Raw genomic sequence first — 16,787 nt, forward strand, 5'->3', positions numbered from 1 at the left:
ATTAAAAAAACATGGCTTTGGAACTCTACCGGAGCCATGTTTTTTTATCTCTTCCCGCATAGGATAGAAAATTGGTAAAAAATAGACTTTTTTGTATCCTACATGCTCTTTAAGAAATTCAGGTTAGAATAAAAAATGGAAATGGTCCTCCTTTTTTATAACACAACAAGATTTCTTATTTACGTTCTTTCTCTTTCTTACATAGATATATCCAAAACAACACTAAACAACATCATATTTGCTACTTTCTTTGGATTTGTTGGATCGCTTATGTCCACTATTACTAAACCATTAGAATCATCTGCAACATATGCATATCCTTCTAAAACGTATATCCCACATGCAGAACCCTCTGTATCTAAATATCCCACTTTCTTTGGATTTGCTGGATCGCTTATATCTACTATTACTAAACCATTTGTATAATCTGCAATATATGCATATTCTCCTGAAACGTACACTCCATTTGCACTCCCTTTCGTATCTAAACATCCTACCTCCTTTGGATTTGCTGGATCACTTATGTTCACTATCACTAAACCATTAGAACCATCTGCAACGTATGCATATTTTCCTGATATGTATACTTCAATTGCATAACCTTCCATATCTAAATGTCCTATTTTCTTTGGATTTGTTGGATCACTTATATCTACTATTACTAAACCATTTGTATAATCTGCAATATATGCATATTCTCCTGATACATATACCCCACCTGCAATGTTATCTGTATCTAAATATCCCACTTTCTTTGGATTTGCTGGATCGCTTATATCTACTATTACCAAACCATTTTCATAATTTGCAACGTATGCATATTCTCCTAAAACGTATACTTCTCTTGCAAGATCATACGTATCTAAATGCCCCACTTTCTTTGGATTTGTTGGATCACTTATGTCTACTATCACTAAACCATTTTCATAGTCTGCAACGTATGCATATTCTCCTGAGATGTATATTCCCCATGCACTTCCTTTCGTATCTAAACATCCTACTTTCTTTGGATTTACTGGATCTGTTACATCTATTACAAATATTCCTTTACTATATCCAGCCGCATAAATATATTTTGCAGAACTTTCAATTTGTTGATTTGCATTTGTTAAACAACCTTCCAAAAATGCCAAAAATATTATTAGAAGTAATATTATTCCAAGCTTTTTTCCTCGTAACATACTACACACCTCTTTCTTAGAAAATTTCTTGTCATTTTAAGCATACGAAAAATTTCAAACTTTCTACTAATAAATTATAACATTATACTTTGTAATCATTAATCAATAAGATAAAATAAGCGGTAAATTCAGATCGTATATTTTAATGAAAACCTCACTGATTCAAATATTTTCTTAATTTCAAATGGTTAGTCGCAGTCTAAGATAGTATTAAAGGTAACAGGTCACAAAAATTACACCATTTCAAAACTTTGGATTAAAAGATATGAATATCTATACGGTGACATTTTTGAAGAAAAAAGGGAAAACATTTTGATCTCTTTGAATTTTTCTACAAAGTAGTCTCATACATCAATCAATAAAGCGAAAATTTAGATTACGCAAAACCCATATCTTTTCACAAAAAAGAAGCACCACCACCCACGCTACGGATTTAATTCTTTACTTTCCAATTTAAATAGAATTTTTTCATTTGCATTTACGTTAAACGTATGATATAATCTATACTGACCATGTGGTCAGATAACTCTAAAAAAGGGGGCATATATATGATTGTAGTAAAGAACCTGAAAAAGCGCTATGGAAAACGTATAGGTATAGAAGATGTTAGCTTTGAAATAAGAGAAGGAGAAATTTTGGGGCTGATAGGTCCAAATGGTGCGGGGAAAACAACTACAATACGTATATTAACTGGTTTTTTGACACCTGATGGTGGGGAGGCATTAATTTCCAATAAAAAGATGCCAATGGAAATAGATCAAGTAAAAAAGGATATAGGTTACATACCTGGAGAGGTCAATTTCTACGGTGATATGAAAATAAAAGATTTCTTGAAGTTCAACCGTTCTTTTTATAAAAATATAGATTTGGAATATGAAAAATATATAATCAACACACTGGAAATAGATTTGAATAAAAAATTTAAAGAACTTTCCCTTGGAAACAAAAAGAAAGTAGCAATATTACAAGCTCTCGTTCACAACCCCAAGTATTTGATATTAGATGAACCTACAAGTGGACTTGATCCATTAGTGCAACAAAAATTCTACGCATTACTTGAAGAACACAAAAAAAGAGGAGCTGCAATACTATTTTCCTCTCACATATTATCTGAAATAGAAAAATTATGTGACAAATTTTCAATGATAAAAGAAGGAAAGGTGATAATAAGTGGTGAGATTTCAAAATTGAGGGATATTTCTTTAAAACAAGTATTTGTATATGGTTTGAATTTTTGTGAATTCTTGGAAAACTATCCTTATCAAAAAGAGGGAACAAATTACGTTTTTGAGATAAAACAAAATCAACTTAAAGATTTTTTAGGCAACATTTTAAAGTGTGAATTTAAAGATATAGAGATTAAAAGTCAAGCACTTGAAGACATATTTTTAAAGATGTATATATAGGTGGTGATAAAAATGCATATTACAAAAAAAGAGTTAAAATTCAATTTAAGAACTTTTATTCTATGGTGTGTTATAATCTCTCTGTTCGTCTTTTTGTATGCTTCCGTTACAAATATTTTCTTGCAACAAAACAGTTCTGCTCTAAAATTCATTGAAAAACTCCCAAAAAATCTATTAAAGACCTTTAACATAGATATGGAAATTCTGTCAAAACCTGAGGGACTTTTTGGGACAGAAAGTATGGTATTTATGTTCATTTTATTTGGAACATTCTCAATTTTACTTTCCAGTAAGATACTTGCAAGTGAATTTGACGAAAAAACAATAGAATATATTTTACTAAAACCTTTAAAAAGAAAAAAGATTTTCTTTGAAAAAACCTTGGCCATATTCATTTACAACATACTTTTATTTTTTGCTTTTTTTACATTTGAAGTTATATTCTTTAAAACCTTTGTTGAAAAATTCAGTGTAAAAGTTATGTTTGGGTTTGCTCTATACCTTTTATCAATTGCAATTTTCTTTTCTTCAATTGCAATTCTTCTTTCTATTTTCATAAAAAAAAGAAAGGTTGTAAATTCCCTTTCGATAGCCATTTTGTTTTTGTTTTATTTTTTGGATACAGTAACCAAAGGTGTAAAAAATTTTGCATTTTTGAGAAAAATTAGTATGTTTTATCACCTATCCACAATACAGTTAGTAAATCAACATACAATAAACTATATTGCTGTATTTTTTATAATTTTAATATCTTTTGCTTTGATATTAGTATCAAAAAAATCTTTTGAAACACAAGATATTTTGATATAAGGGGTGAAAAAATGCTTTTTTTAAAAGATTTAAAACATAACTTAAAGGTCTTTTTTATTTGGTTTGCCATTTTGTTTATGTTTTCATATATGGTTGCACCATTTATAGATACTGTAATGAACGATTCTGAAGAAATATTAAAATTTGTAAACTCACTTCCAAAATTTATGTTAAAAGCATTTAATATTTCGGAAAGTTTTATAACTCCAGAAGGTTTTTTTGGTGCAAAAGTTATGATGATGGCTCAGATATTCGCCGCAATATTTTCTGTATTACTAGCGTCAAGTATCTTTTCACAAGAATTTGAGTACAAGACTATCGAATATTTACTCATCAAACCTATAAGCAGAAAAAGAGTATATTGGTATAAAACATTCGTGCTTTTTTTGTTCTACAGCACCTTTGCGCTTGCATTTGGGTTAAGCGTTTTGTATTTATTCAACGTTTACGTAAACTTTGAGTATAACGCACGTATATTGTTGGGATTTGCACTATACCTATACGTTGTGGAAACATTTTTTGGATTTTTAACACTACTTTTTTCTGTCTTATTTCAAAAATCCACGTTTTCAATTTCCCTTTCAATTGGATTATTTGTTATAATGTATATAACTGATCTTGTGGGAACTACCATGGAAAAAATGGAAAACATAAGATATTTTAGTATATTTAAATATATTTCTATTGGCGATACTTTAAAGACAAATACTGTTTTCGTTAAAAATTCTATTTGTTTAATACTTATAAGTTTTGTAATGTTAATAATTGGAGAAGTTATATTCAGAAAAGAAGATATAAAGATATAAGGTGGTGATTTATGAAAAACAAAATCATAGATGTTGCAATAAAAGAATTCGCAAAAAAGGGATTTTTTGCAGCTTCTACTAATACCATTTCTACAAACGCCCATGTTTCAAAAGGAGCAATTTTTTATCACTTCAAAAGCAAAGAAAATTTATACTTGATTTGTTTTAAAAGCATTATTAGTCTTTTTGAGAAAGAATTAGATCTTTTCCTTAAAAAAAATCCAAATCTAGATTTTTTTAACCTTATATTAAAATGGAGTAAGAAGAAGATAGAAATTATAAACAAACAAAAATATATACTTGATTTTCTTGAAACCACAAAAAATCTTCCAAAAAGCTTGGAAGAGAAAATTCAAACTATTCTAAGAGAAAATTACACAAAATACATGCCTGTTTTAAGAGAAAAATTTGAAAAAGTAGAATTAAAAGAAGGACTTGATAGAGATTTTACATTTTCAATAGTTTTAGATTTTTTTGACACATTTTCAAGAAGGTACAACAATACAAGCTATATACCTGATAAAATGTTATCAGAATTTGAAAATGTCATAAAAATTATAAAATACGGAATATCAAAATATTAAGTATTTGTGGTATAATTTTTTTGTTAACATTGGAACCGTTTCTATGGAGGTGTGTATATGCTAAAAAATCTTGAAAAATATTTAAAATCAAAGATAACAGGTCACAAAAACTATGCCATTCCAAAACTTTGGATTAAAGGATATGAATACTTATATGGTAACATTTTTGAAGAAAAAGGGGAAAACATTTTTGTTGATCCCTTTGAGTTTTTCTACAAAGTGGTTTCATATATCAATCAACAAAGGGAAAATTTAGATTATGCAAAACCTATATCTTTCCACACAAAAGAAAAAAACTGGGAAAAAAAGGCAATAATGTACGGAACACTTCCAAGAATGACAACTGCCTTTAATCACAAAGGTTTCGGGAATTTTGAAGAAGTAGACATTCTTGGATATAAAGAAGCGGGAACATTTTTAAAAATGATCGCTTTTCTTATGTATTTGAAAAACTTTAATGTTAATACACTATACATGCTTCCAATTAGTAAAAACAGTAATTTATTCAAAAAAGGAAGTATTGGTTCTCCATATGCTGTAAAAAACCCATTAAAACTTGATGAAGGTTACCATGATCCTTTGCTTGAAGATTTCACAGTGGAAGATGAATTTAAAGCTTTAGTAGAGGCTGCACATATTTTGGGTATAAGGGTAGTACTGGACTTTATTCCAAGAACAGCTTCAAGGGATTCCGACTTAATAAAAGAGCATCCAGATTGGTTTTATTGGATTAAGATAGATGACTTATCCGAATACAAACCACCAAAAGTTGAAGAACTTCCCTTTAAAATACCAGATAAAGAAGATATACAATTGTTGTACAGAAACAAAGAAGTGAGAAAACACTTAAAAAAATTTGTAGATTCACCGGATAAACTTGATCCAAAAAAATGGGAAAAAGTAAAAAACATGGATGGCAATATCCTTGTGAATATAATCAAAGAATTTGGAGTTGTAACTCCTCCTGGTTTTTCAGATTGGATTAACGACCCACAGCCCACTTGGGATGACGTTACATTTTTAAGACTTTATCTTGACAATCCAGCGGATGCAAAAGATTACATTTCAAAAGATCAAAAACCATACATTTTATTCGATGTTATAAAATCTAGTAAATTCCCAGGAAATGTACCAAACAAAGAGCTTTGGGAATATATTTCAAATATTATTCCCACCTACCAACAAAAATTTGGAATAGATGGTGCAAGAATAGATATGGGACACGCTCTTCCTGCAAAATTGCAAGAGATGATAATTTCTAAAGCAAAGAAAATAGATCCATATTTTTTATTTATCGCAGAAGAACTTGAAATAGAAAACGACAAAAAATCAAAGGCAGATGGATATGATGTAATTTTAGGAAATTCTTGGTATGTTGCTCCAAGAAAAGATGAAATATACAAATTTATAGAAGAAAAGGCAAAAAAACTTGTTATACCATTTATAGCTTCCGTTGAAACACCTGACACTCCAAGAATAAAAGCAAGGGAATTTGGCAACAAATTAAAATATTTATCTCCGTTTTTACTTTATTTTTCGCCAAATGGTATCCCGTATATTAATTCAGGTCAAGAAATTGGTGAAATACAACCGATGAACCTTGGGCTTGATAACACCATCTGGGGTAAAACTTTGTTACCACCAGATGATGAATTTTACTCAAAACTTGCGTTTTTTGATCACTATGCATTACATTGGAGCAAATACGATAAAGAAACATTTGAGTTTTTAAGAAAGTTACTTTTCATTAGAAAAAAATACGATAATTTCGTCTTAAACGGAGAATTCAAATACGTGTACTTTAACTATCAAGATGGGTTTTTGGCAAATTACTCCTATTGGATAGGGGACAAAGGAATAATCATAGTTGGAAATTTAGACCTTTCCTGGGAAAGAAATGTTGAAATCTATCTAGAAAACACCGTCGGAAAAAATCTAGATGTTAAAAACATAAAAATTTGGAATAGAGATGAAAGCTTTTATCCACCGGAAAAAGTTGTTAAATTAAACCTAGAATCTGGCGGTTTTGCACTTATAATAGTCAACGAATAAAGGAGGGAGTTTTCTATGAAAAAAGTGTTTGTCTTTCTGTTTGTTTTACTTTCATTGATTGCTATTTCCTCAACAACCATTGTTGTCCATTATCACCGCTTTGATGGTAACTACAACGGATGGAATTTATGGATATGGCCTATGAAACCCGTTGCCATGGATGGAAAATCATACGCATTCACGGAAAAAGATGACTTTGGTGTGGTTGCCAAGATAGTGCTTGATATGGACCTTGAACAAGTTGGAATTATCGTACGACTTAACGAATGGCAAGCAAAAGATGTAGCCAAAGATAGATTTATAGACATTAAAGATGGAAAAGCGGAGGTGTGGATTTTGCAAGGAGTTGAAGAAATATACACAAAAAAGCCAGATACAAAACCAAGAGTATTTTTTGCAGCTGCAAAAGCTTCAAACATCATAGAAGCATATTTGACAAATGCGATTGACACAAAAACATTCAAAGGAGTTAAGGTAACGGTCGATGGCAAGGAAAAAAAGGTATCTAAAATTGAAAAGGCAGATCCAACGGACCTCTCTAAGACAAACTATATAAAAATAGTTTTAGAAACACCACTTACAGAAGATGATTTTAGAAAAGATGTTAAATTGTTAATAGAGGGCTTCTCACCGTCTACTGTTTACATGTTAGATATCTTAGATAATTTATACTTCGATGGAAAACTAGGTTATATCTACTCAAAAGACAGTACACTCTTTAGAACATGGTCCCCCGTTTCAAAAACGGCACAAGTTTTACTATACAAAAATGGAGAAGACAAAAAGCCATACAAAGTTGTTAATATGACGTACGTTGGAAATGGTGTTTGGGAAGCAAAAGTTGACGGTGACTTAGATGGTATCTTTTACAAATACAGATTTGAAAGTTACGGTAAAGTTAGAGAAACTGTGGACTACTACTCCAAGGCCGTTTATAAAAATAGCTTAAAAAGCGCCGTGGTAGACCTTTCTAAAACAAATCCAAAAGACTGGAAAAATGATACAAGACCTTACATGGAAGCACTCGAAGATGCCATAATTTATGAAATACATATTGCAGATATGACAGGACTTGATAATTCAGGTGTGAAAAATAAAGCTACTTACTTGGGATTGGTTGAGGAAAACACAACAGGTCCTGGTGGAGTTACAACGGGATTATCACACCTTGTAGAACTTGGAGTTACACACGTTCACATTCTTCCAATGTTTGATTTTTACACAGGAGATGAAGAAAACAAGGATTTCGAAAAAAGTTATAATTGGGGATATGATCCTTACCTTTTTACAGTTCCAGAAGGAAGATATTCAACAGATCCAAAAAATCCATACACACGAATCTTTGAGGTTAAAAAGATGGTTCAAAAATTACACGAAAAAGGTATAAGGGTAATACTTGATATGGTCTTTCCACATACATTTGGAATTGGCCAACTTTCCGCATTTGATCAAACTGTTCCTTATTACTTCTACAGATTAGATAAAACCGGAGCCTACCTAAACGAAAGCGGTTGTGGAAATGTTATTGCAACTGAAAGACCTATGATGAGAAAATACGTTATTGATACACTACTTTATTGGATAAACGAATACCACGTTGATGGATTTAGATTTGATCAAATGGGACTAATGGATAAAAAAACAATGTTGTCACTTGAGAAAAAAATTCATGCAATTGACCCAACAATTATACTGTACGGTGAACCTTGGGGCGGCTGGGGTGCACCAATAAGGTTTGGTAAATCAGATGTAGCAAACACACATATTGCAGCATTCAACGACGAGTTTAGGGACGCTCTAAGAGGTTCTGTTTTCAACGAAAAGGTTAAAGGATTTTTAATGGGGGCAATAGGAAAAGAAACACGCGTAAAAAGAGGGGTTGTGGGTAGTATCCATTATGACTCAAGAATCAAAAGCTTCGCAAGTGATCCAGAAGAAACTATTAATTATGTTGCATGTCACGATAACCATACACTTTGGGATAAAAATGCACTTGCCGCAAAATACGACAAAAAATACAAATGGACAGATGAAATGCTCAAAAATTCTCAAAAACTTGCAGGTGCTATACTCCTAACATCTCAAGGAATACCATTCATACACGCAGGTCAAGATTTTGCTAGAACAAAGAAATTCAACGAAAATTCATATAATGCACCTATTTCTATAAATGGCCTTGACTACCAAAGAAAATATGAATATTTGGATGTCTTTGAATACTACAAGGGACTTATTAACCTTAGAAAACAACACCCTGCGTTTAGAATGACAACAGCAGAAGAAATTAAAAAACATCTAAAAATTCTATCCAGTAGAAAAAGAAGGGTTGTTTCCTTTATAATCCACGACAACGCAAGAAATGACACATGGAAAGACATTTTGGTTATATACAACGGTAATGTAAATTCTATAGAATATGATTTACCAGAAGGTAATTGGAATTTAGTTGTAAACGGCGAAACAGCAGGCACTAAAGTAATAAAGACAGTTTCTGGTAAACTAGTATTAGAAGGAATTTCCGCCTATGTTTTGTACAAGAATGAATAATTGTGATATAATTTAATGTAGTATTTCTCTGAGGGGTGATAGTATGTCTAAAAAAAGAATATTAGTTGTAGAAGACGAAGATAATATGAGACTTTTAATAACAGAAGAGCTCGAAGAAAGTGGATACGAAGTAGATGAAGCAAGAAACGGACAAGAAGCATTGGAAAAATTTAGATCAAAAGAGTACGACCTTGTAACAGTGGATATTGAAATGCCCGGCATGAATGGGCTTGAAGTTGCTGGAAAAATTCGTGAGATGAAAAAGGACGCAAAAATCATTATTTTGACCGCCTATTCCCATTATAAAAGCGATCTTGCTTCATGGGCAGCAGATGCATACGTAGTTAAATCTTCTGATTTAACGGAATTAAAAGATACTATTGCAAAAATAATTAATATGTAAGATAAGCCCTCCCCCAATAAAAGGTGGCGGGAGGGCCACCTTTTTTGTTAATAATACAAGTTAAAATATATGGAGGTGTAGAAGATGGATTACAAAGAAACGTTGAACTTGCCTTCAACCCAGTTTTCTATGAGGGCCAACCTTGTAAAAAAAGAACCCGAAATGTTGAAAAAATGGGAAGAAATGGATGACTACAAATTGGTATTGCAATCAAGAGAGGGTAAACCAAAATTTGTACTACACGATGGCCCTCCATATGCAAATGGAAACATACACATTGGAACGGCTACAAACAAAATCCTAAAAGACATAGTTATCAGGTACAAAACCATGCGTGGATATTATGCACCATACGTACCCGGTTGGGATACCCACGGTCTTCCCATTGAACATAGGGTGTCAGTGGAAATGGGTGAAAAGATAAAGGAAATGTCACCAGTTGAAATCAGAAAAAAATGTAAAGAATTTGCACTAAACTTTGTAGATATCCAAAGGGAACAATTTAAAAGGTTGGGAGTACGTGGTGATTGGGACAATCCATACCTTACACTTGATCCCAAATACGAAATACACATTTTAAACATTTTCAAAACACTTGTAAAAAATGGAAATGTTTATAGGGGAAACAAACCCGTATACTGGTGTCCAACTTGTAAAACCGCACTTGCAGAAGCAGAAGTTGAATACCATGATCATTCATCACCATCTATATACGTAAAATTCGAACTTGAAAAAGACACATATATAGTCATATGGACAACAACTCCCTGGACTCTTCCGGCGAATGTTGCAATTGCGGTACACCCAGATTATGATTATGTAAAAATAAAAGTAAACAACGAATACTGGATAGTTGCCGAAGGTTTATTGAACAAATTTGCCGCTGAAACGGAAATAGAATACACAATTGTAGAAAAATTCAAAGGAAAAGACTTGGAATACAAAAAGGCAAAACATCCTTTTATCGATAGAGACTCTCTTGTAGTGCTTGCAGATTACGTTACACTGGAAGATGGTACGGGATGTGTACACACAGCACCAGGGCACGGTGCAGAAGACTATTTAACAGGGTTAAAATATAACTTACCCGTACTTTCACCAGTAAATGAAGAAGGAGTATTTACAAAAGAAGCTGGAAAATACGCTGGTTTAAAAATATGGGATGCTAATAAAGTAATAATTGAAGACCTCGAAAAAAGTGGTGCATTAATAAAGACACACAAAATAGAACACAGTTATCCACATTGTTGGAGATGTAAAAATCCCGTTATTTTCAGGGCAACTCCACAATGGTTCATTTCAGTTGATAAAAACGGATTAAGGGAAAAGGTCTTGGACGAAATTAAAAAAGTAGAGTGGCATCCAAAATGGGGCGAAAATAGAATCACGGCAATGGTAAAAGAAAGACCAGATTGGACCATCTCAAGGCAAAGAGTATGGGGAACTCCAATACCTGCAATAAAGTGTAAAAATTGCGGAGAAGTCTTTTTAGACGAAAAAGTTATAGATAACTTCATAAAAATAGTACAAGAAAAAGGTACAGATGCTTGGTTTGAACTTTCAGAAGAAGAACTAATACCCAAAGATGTAAAATGTCCAAAATGTAATAGTACTTCTTTTGAAAAGACCTACGACACATTAGATGTATGGATAGATTCTGGTTGTTCTTTTGAAGCGGTTATACGGTCAAATGGTGAAAAATTCCCAGTGGACTTATACCTTGAGGGGGACGATCAACATAGAGGATGGTTTCAAAGCTCTATCTTCATGTCTGTAGCCCATACAAACATGGCTCCATACAAGACCGTCGTCACCCATGGATTTATTAAAGACGAACACGGAAGAAAAATGAGTAAATCTCTGGGAAACGTTATAGATCCAAAAGAAATTGTGGACAAATATGGTGCTGATATCCTAAGACTATGGGTATCAAGCATTGACTTCTTTGACAATATCAGAGTTGGAAAAAATATCATTCAACAACAAGTTGAAGTGTACAAAAAAATAAGAAACACAATAAGATACTTACTTGGTAATCTCAGTGATTTTGAAGAAAAACACATACTCCCATTTGAAAAGCTATTACCACTTGATAAATGGGCACTTGGCAGATTACAAGAAGTAATTTCACAAGTAACAGATCACTTTGAAAAGTTCGAATATTCAAAAGTATATAGCTTGTTAAATAAATATTGTACAGTAGAACTTAGTGCAACTTATCTTGATATTATAAAAGATAGGTTATACGTTGAAGCAAAAGATTCTATATACAGACGCTCAGCACAAACTGTAATGTATTATATACTACAGGCATTGGTTAAAATGCTCGCACCTATTTTGGTATTCACCGCAGAAGAAGCGTATCAATTAAGTCCATTCAAAAAATACGAAACAGTACACTTGGAACTCTGGCCTGAAGTAAAAGAAGAATTCATTGACAAAGAAATTATGGAAGACTTTAAAATGTTATTACTCGTACGTGATGATGTTTTAAAGGCATTAGAAGAAGCAAGAAAAAATAATATAATTGGTCACTCACTAGATGCAAATGTAACACTTGAAGGGGCAAACGAACATGTACAAAATATAATAGAAAAGTACGAAGAATATCTAGCAGAATTCTTTATCGTTTCAGATGTGAAAGTGGGAAGTGGAAATATCAAAGGTGAATTTTCAAGTGTTAAAGTTGAAAAGGCACAAGGTGAAAAATGTCAAAGATGTTGGAAATATAGCAAAGATGTAGGAAAAGATGAAGTTTACAAAGATGTCTGTCCAAGGTGTGCAGCTGTTTTAAAAGGTGAAAGAAAATAAGCGGGGAATTCCCCGCTTTTTTCGAAAGGAGGAGCATATGAAAAAAGTCGCTGTAATAGGTTACTCTGGAGAAATAGACCAAAAACTTGAAAAAATATGTTTTTTGCTTGGAAAAGCCCTTTCAAAAAAATACATCGTCCTAACTGGCGGAAGAGATGGAGTAATGGAAGCAGTTTCAAAGGGAGTGAAAAGTGAAAATGGAACATGTATAGGCATTTTACCGTTTGAAGAAAAGGGCAATGCCTATAACTTTTTGGATATTACAACAGGTCTTGATTTTCAAATGAGATCCTTTATACTATTAAAAAATGCAGACGCGGTAATTTCCGTTGGCGGTGAAATAGGTACAGCAATAGAAATACTAGGGGCATATGCATATGGGAAACCACTAATTTTGTTTAATGAAACCGGAGGATGGACTGATAGCATCCAAAAAGTACTAATAGAAGGTAAATATTTAGATAATAGAAAGATCGTTGAAATCAAAATCGCAAGTAGTATAGAAGAAATACTAAAAATATTGGAGGATTTAATGTGAGATATCTTCCATTAACCTTAGTAGTCCTCTTTTGGGGGCTTTCTTTTATTTCAACAAGTGTGGTGGTAAAGGAAATAAGCCCACTTTTTGCTGCATTTATGCGGTTTTTAATAGCATTGCTGGTTTTATTTATAGTACCTAAAAAGAGAAAAATAGATTTATTCAACATTCATAAAATACTTGCGGGATTTTGGGGAATTACAATGTATTTTGTCGCAGAAAATTTTTCTCTAAAATTTACCACCCCCACAAATGCCGCAATGATAGTTTCTACAGCACCGATTTGGTATATACTTTTTACCCAAATTGTACACAAGAAAAAAACACATATATTTCAATATATTGGCTCCACCATTGCAATCGTTGGAGTAGGACTTGTTATTTTAAACGGTAGATTGTACCTTAACGTTAACCCTATAGGTGATTTGCTTGCATTTGGAGCTGCACTTTCTTGGGTATTTTATACACACCACATTGTAAAACTTTCCGATCATTCATCGATAACTGCCGTCTTTGAAATTACTTTTTGGGGTGTAGTTACTTTAATACCATTTACCTTTGTTGAATATGCATATTTTACTCCAAAGATTATTTTTTCAATTAATGTTGTTTTTGGATTACTTTACCTTGGTATACTTTGCTCTGCTGTGGGATACATTCTCTGGAACAAATCAATTGAAATACTAGGAGATAGAACAACAACAAATGCCGTATATATCATTCCGATTGTAACTGCCATATTTGAAAATATTCTTTTTAAAAGATGGCCAACATTTTTGCTAGTTTCAGGTATAATATTAGTTGTTACAGGATTATATATTTTTGAAAAGTTCGAAGAAAGGAGAGAAAAATATGGGAAAGAATGATTTAGGAATAGACCTTGGAACTGCAAACTTTTTGGTGTATCAAAAAGGAAAGGGAATTGTACTTTACCAACCCTCTGTGGTGGCAATTTCCAAAAAAACGGGTAAAATCATTGCAATAGGTGATGAGGCAAAAGAAATGATAGGTAAAACCCCTGAAGAAAGTATCGTTGCTATTAGGCCAATGAAAGACGGGGTTATAGCCGACTATACTATTATTTCAGAAGTACTTAAGATGTTTATAAAGAAAGTAACAAAGGGATTTTTCCTAAAACCAAATATGGTTATTGGAATACCAGCAAAAACTACAACAGTGGAAAAAAGAGCGGTATTTGATGCAGCTATGAGTGCTGGTGCTAAAAAAGTATATGTTGTATCTGAACCACTTGCAGCTGCAATTGGGGCTGGAATTGACGTTACAAAACCAGAAGGAAATATCATCGTCGATATAGGTGGTGGAACAACGGATATTGCGGTGATAAGCTTGGGTGGAGTCGTTGTGGGTGATTCGGTAAAACTTGCAGGAGATTCCATGGATGACTCAATCGTAAAGAGTGTAAGAAAAATTCTTGGCCTAATAATCGGTGAATCAACAGCTGAAGAAATCAAAAAAAGAATAGGAAAAGCACATCCAGAAGTAGAAGATTTTGAAATGGACGTAAAGGGAAGAGATGCAGTAACAGGACTTCCTAGAACAGACAAACTTAACTCCAATGATGTTTATAAAATTTTAAAACCAATAATTGAAAATTTAATATCTAGAATAAAAGTGGTACTTGAAAAAACACCTCCAGAACTTTCTGCAGATATAATGGAAAAAGGTATTGTTATAACAGGCGGCGGGGCATTGTTAAGGGGTATTGATAAGGCCATTTACGATGAAATAGGTGTACCATGTAAAATCGCAGAAGATCCATTAACATGTGTTGCAAGAGGTACAGGAATTTTACTAGAGGATGAAGAATTATTAAATGAGGTGGCAGTAACATACGAATGAGGTGAAAATATGTACAAAGGAATTTATCTTGCATCCATGGGAATGCTAGCAGATATTACAAAACTTGATACCCTTTCAAACAACATATCAAACGCTGAAACAGCTGGGTATAAATCTGATTCTTTGGCATTTAAAGCATATTTTGATAAAAATTTGTACTCTTTCAACCCTATGCCCCAAGAAAAGAAAGTGGAAATAAAAAAAATAGGTAATTTTGAACAAGCACTCATTCTGGATCAGGTGAAAACCAATCTTTCACAAGGCGTAATAGAGCATACGGGAAATGCATTAGATTTTGCAATTGATGGCGAAGGTTTCTTCGTATTGGAAAATAATGGAAAAAGGTTATACACGCGTGCTGGAAACTTTAAAGTAAATGATGAAGGCTTTTTAGTAAACTCTGATGGAGCCTATGTTTTAGGAAAAGATGGCCAAAAACTTAAGGCAGATGATAATTTAATTGAAAAAATATTGGTGGTTGATTTGGAAAATCCTAAAAAGATAGGTTATACGTTCTTCGAAGGACAAGAAAAAGCAAAGAAGAATTTTAGGATTTTACAAGGTTATATAGAAAAATCAAATGTAAACATAGTACGTGAAATGGTTAAGATGATCGAAGCAACAAGACATTATGAAACTCTATCAAAGGCCGTTACAGTTCACGATGAACTGCTTAATAAATCTATTAACTCTGCGGGAAGTTTAAAATAGGAGGTGTTTAAGAAATGATTAATGGTCTTTACACAGCAGCAACGGGAATGTGGGCTCAACAATTTAAATTGGATACTCTTTCAAATAATATCGCCAATGTGGATACTGCAGGTTACAAAAAGGTAAAGACAGAATTTCAAGACCTCTTGTATGATTACTCTAAAAACGCCGGCGCTGCAACTGCTCAAAATTCGTTACATCCTACCGGCATATATGTAGGACATGGAACAAAATTATCCGCAACAACACGAATCTTTACACAAGGAAATCTTGAGAGAACAGGAAACTCATTAGACTTGGCAGTTTCTGGTGATGGTTTTTTCCAAGTACAACTCCAAGATGGTAGAATAGCATACACAAGAGATGGACAATTCAAAGTAGATGGTAATGGAAGAATAATTACAAGCAATGGTAATCTACTCTCACCTAATATTGTTGTCCCACAAAATGCGGTAGCACTAAGTATATCACCAGATGGTATTGTTACTGCTGAACTTCAGGACGGAACTCTACAAAATTTGGGAACAATTACATTAGTAAGGTTTATAAATCCTTCAGGTCTAAAAGCTATAGGTGATAATTTATACCTTGAAACTCCTGCAAGTGGCGCACCTGTAGAGGGCACAGCAGGACAAGATGGATTTGGAACGATTCTCCAAGGATATGTGGAAAAATCAAATGTTGATATAGTAAAAGAAATGGTAGATATGATAAGTGCAATGAGGGCATACGAATTAAATTCAAGAACCGTTCAAACTGCAGATGAAATGTTAAGAACCGCAAGCAATATGAAGAGGTAAAAATAACTTCTAAAACTATAAAACTAAAAAAATGAAACAATAAAAAGTACCCCCACGGTGATAAAACCGATAAGGGGGTATTTTTTTGCAAAAAAGGATGAAAATCTTACCGTCTTATTTACTTTTATCTTTTAACATAAGTTATTTTTCTTTGTTTTTAATAATATTAAATTTAAAGATCGGAAGAGCGTCGGGTAGGGAAAAGGGTAGATCTCGGGGGGCGCCGGATCATTAAAAAAAAAAAAACAGTTAAAAACACTGAGGTGGTGAGTAGTGTA

14 protein-coding genes are annotated in these 16,787 nt (G+C 32.9%); 13 read left to right on the forward strand and 1 reads right to left on the reverse strand.

Going from position 1 to position 16,787, the window contains the following annotated elements:
• Positions 1 to 197: 197 nt before the first annotated feature.
• Positions 198 to 1,181 (reverse strand): LVIVD repeat-containing protein, encoded by a 984-nt coding sequence (locus tag XJ44_RS02975; RefSeq protein WP_077198012.1) that lies wholly within the window; start codon positions 1,179 to 1,181, stop codon positions 198 to 200.
• A gap of 548 nt (positions 1,182 to 1,729) precedes the next feature.
• Here XJ44_RS02975 and XJ44_RS02980 point away from each other — a divergent pair.
• The 13 genes from XJ44_RS02980 to flgG all read left to right on the forward strand — a co-directional run bounded on the left by XJ44_RS02980 (position 1,730) and on the right by flgG (position 16,509).
• Positions 1,730 to 2,587 carry an ABC transporter ATP-binding protein gene (locus tag XJ44_RS02980; RefSeq protein WP_084758741.1) on the forward strand — a complete coding sequence of 286 codons (858 nt, stop codon included), beginning with the start codon at positions 1,730 to 1,732 and terminating at the stop codon, positions 2,585 to 2,587.
• 12 nt (positions 2,588 to 2,599) lie between these two features.
• The gene (locus tag XJ44_RS02985) at positions 2,600 to 3,397 is read left to right on the forward strand and encodes an ABC transporter permease subunit (RefSeq protein ID WP_075665581.1); all 798 of its coding nucleotides are present in this window, start codon (positions 2,600 to 2,602) and stop codon (positions 3,395 to 3,397) included.
• Between the two features lie 11 nt (positions 3,398 to 3,408).
• Positions 3,409 to 4,203: an ABC transporter permease gene (locus XJ44_RS02990; protein ID WP_075665582.1), complete on the forward strand. Its 795-nt coding sequence runs from the start codon at positions 3,409 to 3,411 to the stop codon at positions 4,201 to 4,203.
• An 11-nt stretch (positions 4,204 to 4,214) separates the two neighbouring features.
• Positions 4,215 to 4,787 (forward strand): TetR/AcrR family transcriptional regulator, encoded by a 573-nt coding sequence (locus tag XJ44_RS02995; RefSeq protein ID WP_077198013.1) that lies wholly within the window; start codon positions 4,215 to 4,217, stop codon positions 4,785 to 4,787.
• A 57-nt stretch (positions 4,788 to 4,844) separates the two neighbouring features.
• Positions 4,845 to 6,839, forward strand: coding sequence for an alpha-amylase family protein (locus XJ44_RS03000; protein WP_077198014.1), 1,995 nt, complete (start codon positions 4,845 to 4,847; stop codon positions 6,837 to 6,839).
• A gap of 15 nt (positions 6,840 to 6,854) precedes the next feature.
• A complete protein-coding gene (pulA, locus tag XJ44_RS03005) occupies positions 6,855 to 9,386 on the forward strand; it encodes a type I pullulanase (protein ID WP_077198015.1) in 2,532 nt (843 codons plus the stop codon).
• 43 nt (positions 9,387 to 9,429) lie between these two features.
• Entirely contained in the window at positions 9,430 to 9,789 is a 360-nt protein-coding gene (locus tag XJ44_RS03010; protein ID WP_075665586.1) for a response regulator, read from the forward strand.
• An 84-nt stretch (positions 9,790 to 9,873) separates the two neighbouring features.
• Entirely contained in the window at positions 9,874 to 12,600 is a 2,727-nt protein-coding gene (gene ileS, locus XJ44_RS03015; RefSeq protein WP_077198016.1) for an isoleucine--tRNA ligase, read from the forward strand.
• Positions 12,601 to 12,637: 37 nt separating this feature from the next.
• Entirely contained in the window at positions 12,638 to 13,138 is a 501-nt protein-coding gene (locus tag XJ44_RS03020; RefSeq protein WP_077198017.1) for a TIGR00725 family protein, read from the forward strand.
• Entirely contained in the window at positions 13,135 to 14,004 is an 870-nt protein-coding gene (locus XJ44_RS03025) for a DMT family transporter (protein WP_077198018.1), read from the forward strand. The genes XJ44_RS03020 and XJ44_RS03025 overlap by 4 nt, the downstream gene beginning before the upstream one ends.
• Positions 13,991 to 14,998: a rod shape-determining protein gene (gene mreB / locus XJ44_RS03030; protein ID WP_075665590.1), complete on the forward strand. Its 1,008-nt coding sequence runs from the start codon at positions 13,991 to 13,993 to the stop codon at positions 14,996 to 14,998. Before XJ44_RS03025 ends, mreB begins: the two co-directional genes overlap by 14 nt.
• Positions 14,999 to 15,007: 9 nt before the next feature.
• The gene (locus XJ44_RS03035; protein WP_075665591.1) at positions 15,008 to 15,709 is read left to right on the forward strand and encodes a flagellar hook-basal body protein; all 702 of its coding nucleotides are present in this window, start codon (positions 15,008 to 15,010) and stop codon (positions 15,707 to 15,709) included.
• A gap of 14 nt (positions 15,710 to 15,723) precedes the next feature.
• Entirely contained in the window at positions 15,724 to 16,509 is a 786-nt protein-coding gene (gene flgG / locus XJ44_RS03040; RefSeq protein WP_075665592.1) for a flagellar basal-body rod protein FlgG, read from the forward strand.
• Positions 16,510 to 16,787: the final 278 nt, after the last annotated feature.

Source organism: Thermosipho affectus, from assembly GCF_001990485.1.
Classification (GTDB): domain Bacteria; phylum Thermotogota; class Thermotogae; order Thermotogales; family Fervidobacteriaceae; genus Thermosipho; species Thermosipho affectus.

What these genes read in the sequence shown, in the direction of transcription:
- XJ44_RS03035 (WP_075665591.1), top strand. Translation starts at nt 15,008, where the DNA reads ATGTACAAAGGAATTTATCTTGCATCCATGGGAATGCTAGCAGATATT.
- XJ44_RS03010 (WP_075665586.1), top strand. Translation starts at nt 9,430, where the DNA reads ATGTCTAAAAAAAGAATATTAGTTGTAGAAGACGAAGATAATATGAGA.
- XJ44_RS02980 (WP_084758741.1), top strand. Translation starts at nt 1,730, where the DNA reads ATGATTGTAGTAAAGAACCTGAAAAAGCGCTATGGAAAACGTATAGGT.
- mreB (WP_075665590.1), top strand. Translation starts at nt 13,991, where the DNA reads ATGGGAAAGAATGATTTAGGAATAGACCTTGGAACTGCAAACTTTTTG.
- XJ44_RS03000 (WP_077198014.1), top strand. Translation starts at nt 4,845, where the DNA reads ATGCTAAAAAATCTTGAAAAATATTTAAAATCAAAGATAACAGGTCAC.
- XJ44_RS03020 (WP_077198017.1), top strand. Translation starts at nt 12,638, where the DNA reads ATGAAAAAAGTCGCTGTAATAGGTTACTCTGGAGAAATAGACCAAAAA.
- XJ44_RS02995 (WP_077198013.1), top strand. Translation starts at nt 4,215, where the DNA reads ATGAAAAACAAAATCATAGATGTTGCAATAAAAGAATTCGCAAAAAAG.
- XJ44_RS02975 (WP_077198012.1), bottom strand. Translation starts at nt 1,181, where the DNA reads ATGTTACGAGGAAAAAAGCTTGGAATAATATTACTTCTAATAATATTT.
- flgG (WP_075665592.1), top strand. Translation starts at nt 15,724, where the DNA reads ATGATTAATGGTCTTTACACAGCAGCAACGGGAATGTGGGCTCAACAA.
- XJ44_RS02985 (WP_075665581.1), top strand. Translation starts at nt 2,600, where the DNA reads ATGCATATTACAAAAAAAGAGTTAAAATTCAATTTAAGAACTTTTATT.
- ileS (WP_077198016.1), top strand. Translation starts at nt 9,874, where the DNA reads ATGGATTACAAAGAAACGTTGAACTTGCCTTCAACCCAGTTTTCTATG.
- XJ44_RS02990 (WP_075665582.1), top strand. Translation starts at nt 3,409, where the DNA reads ATGCTTTTTTTAAAAGATTTAAAACATAACTTAAAGGTCTTTTTTATT.
- pulA (WP_077198015.1), top strand. Translation starts at nt 6,855, where the DNA reads ATGAAAAAAGTGTTTGTCTTTCTGTTTGTTTTACTTTCATTGATTGCT.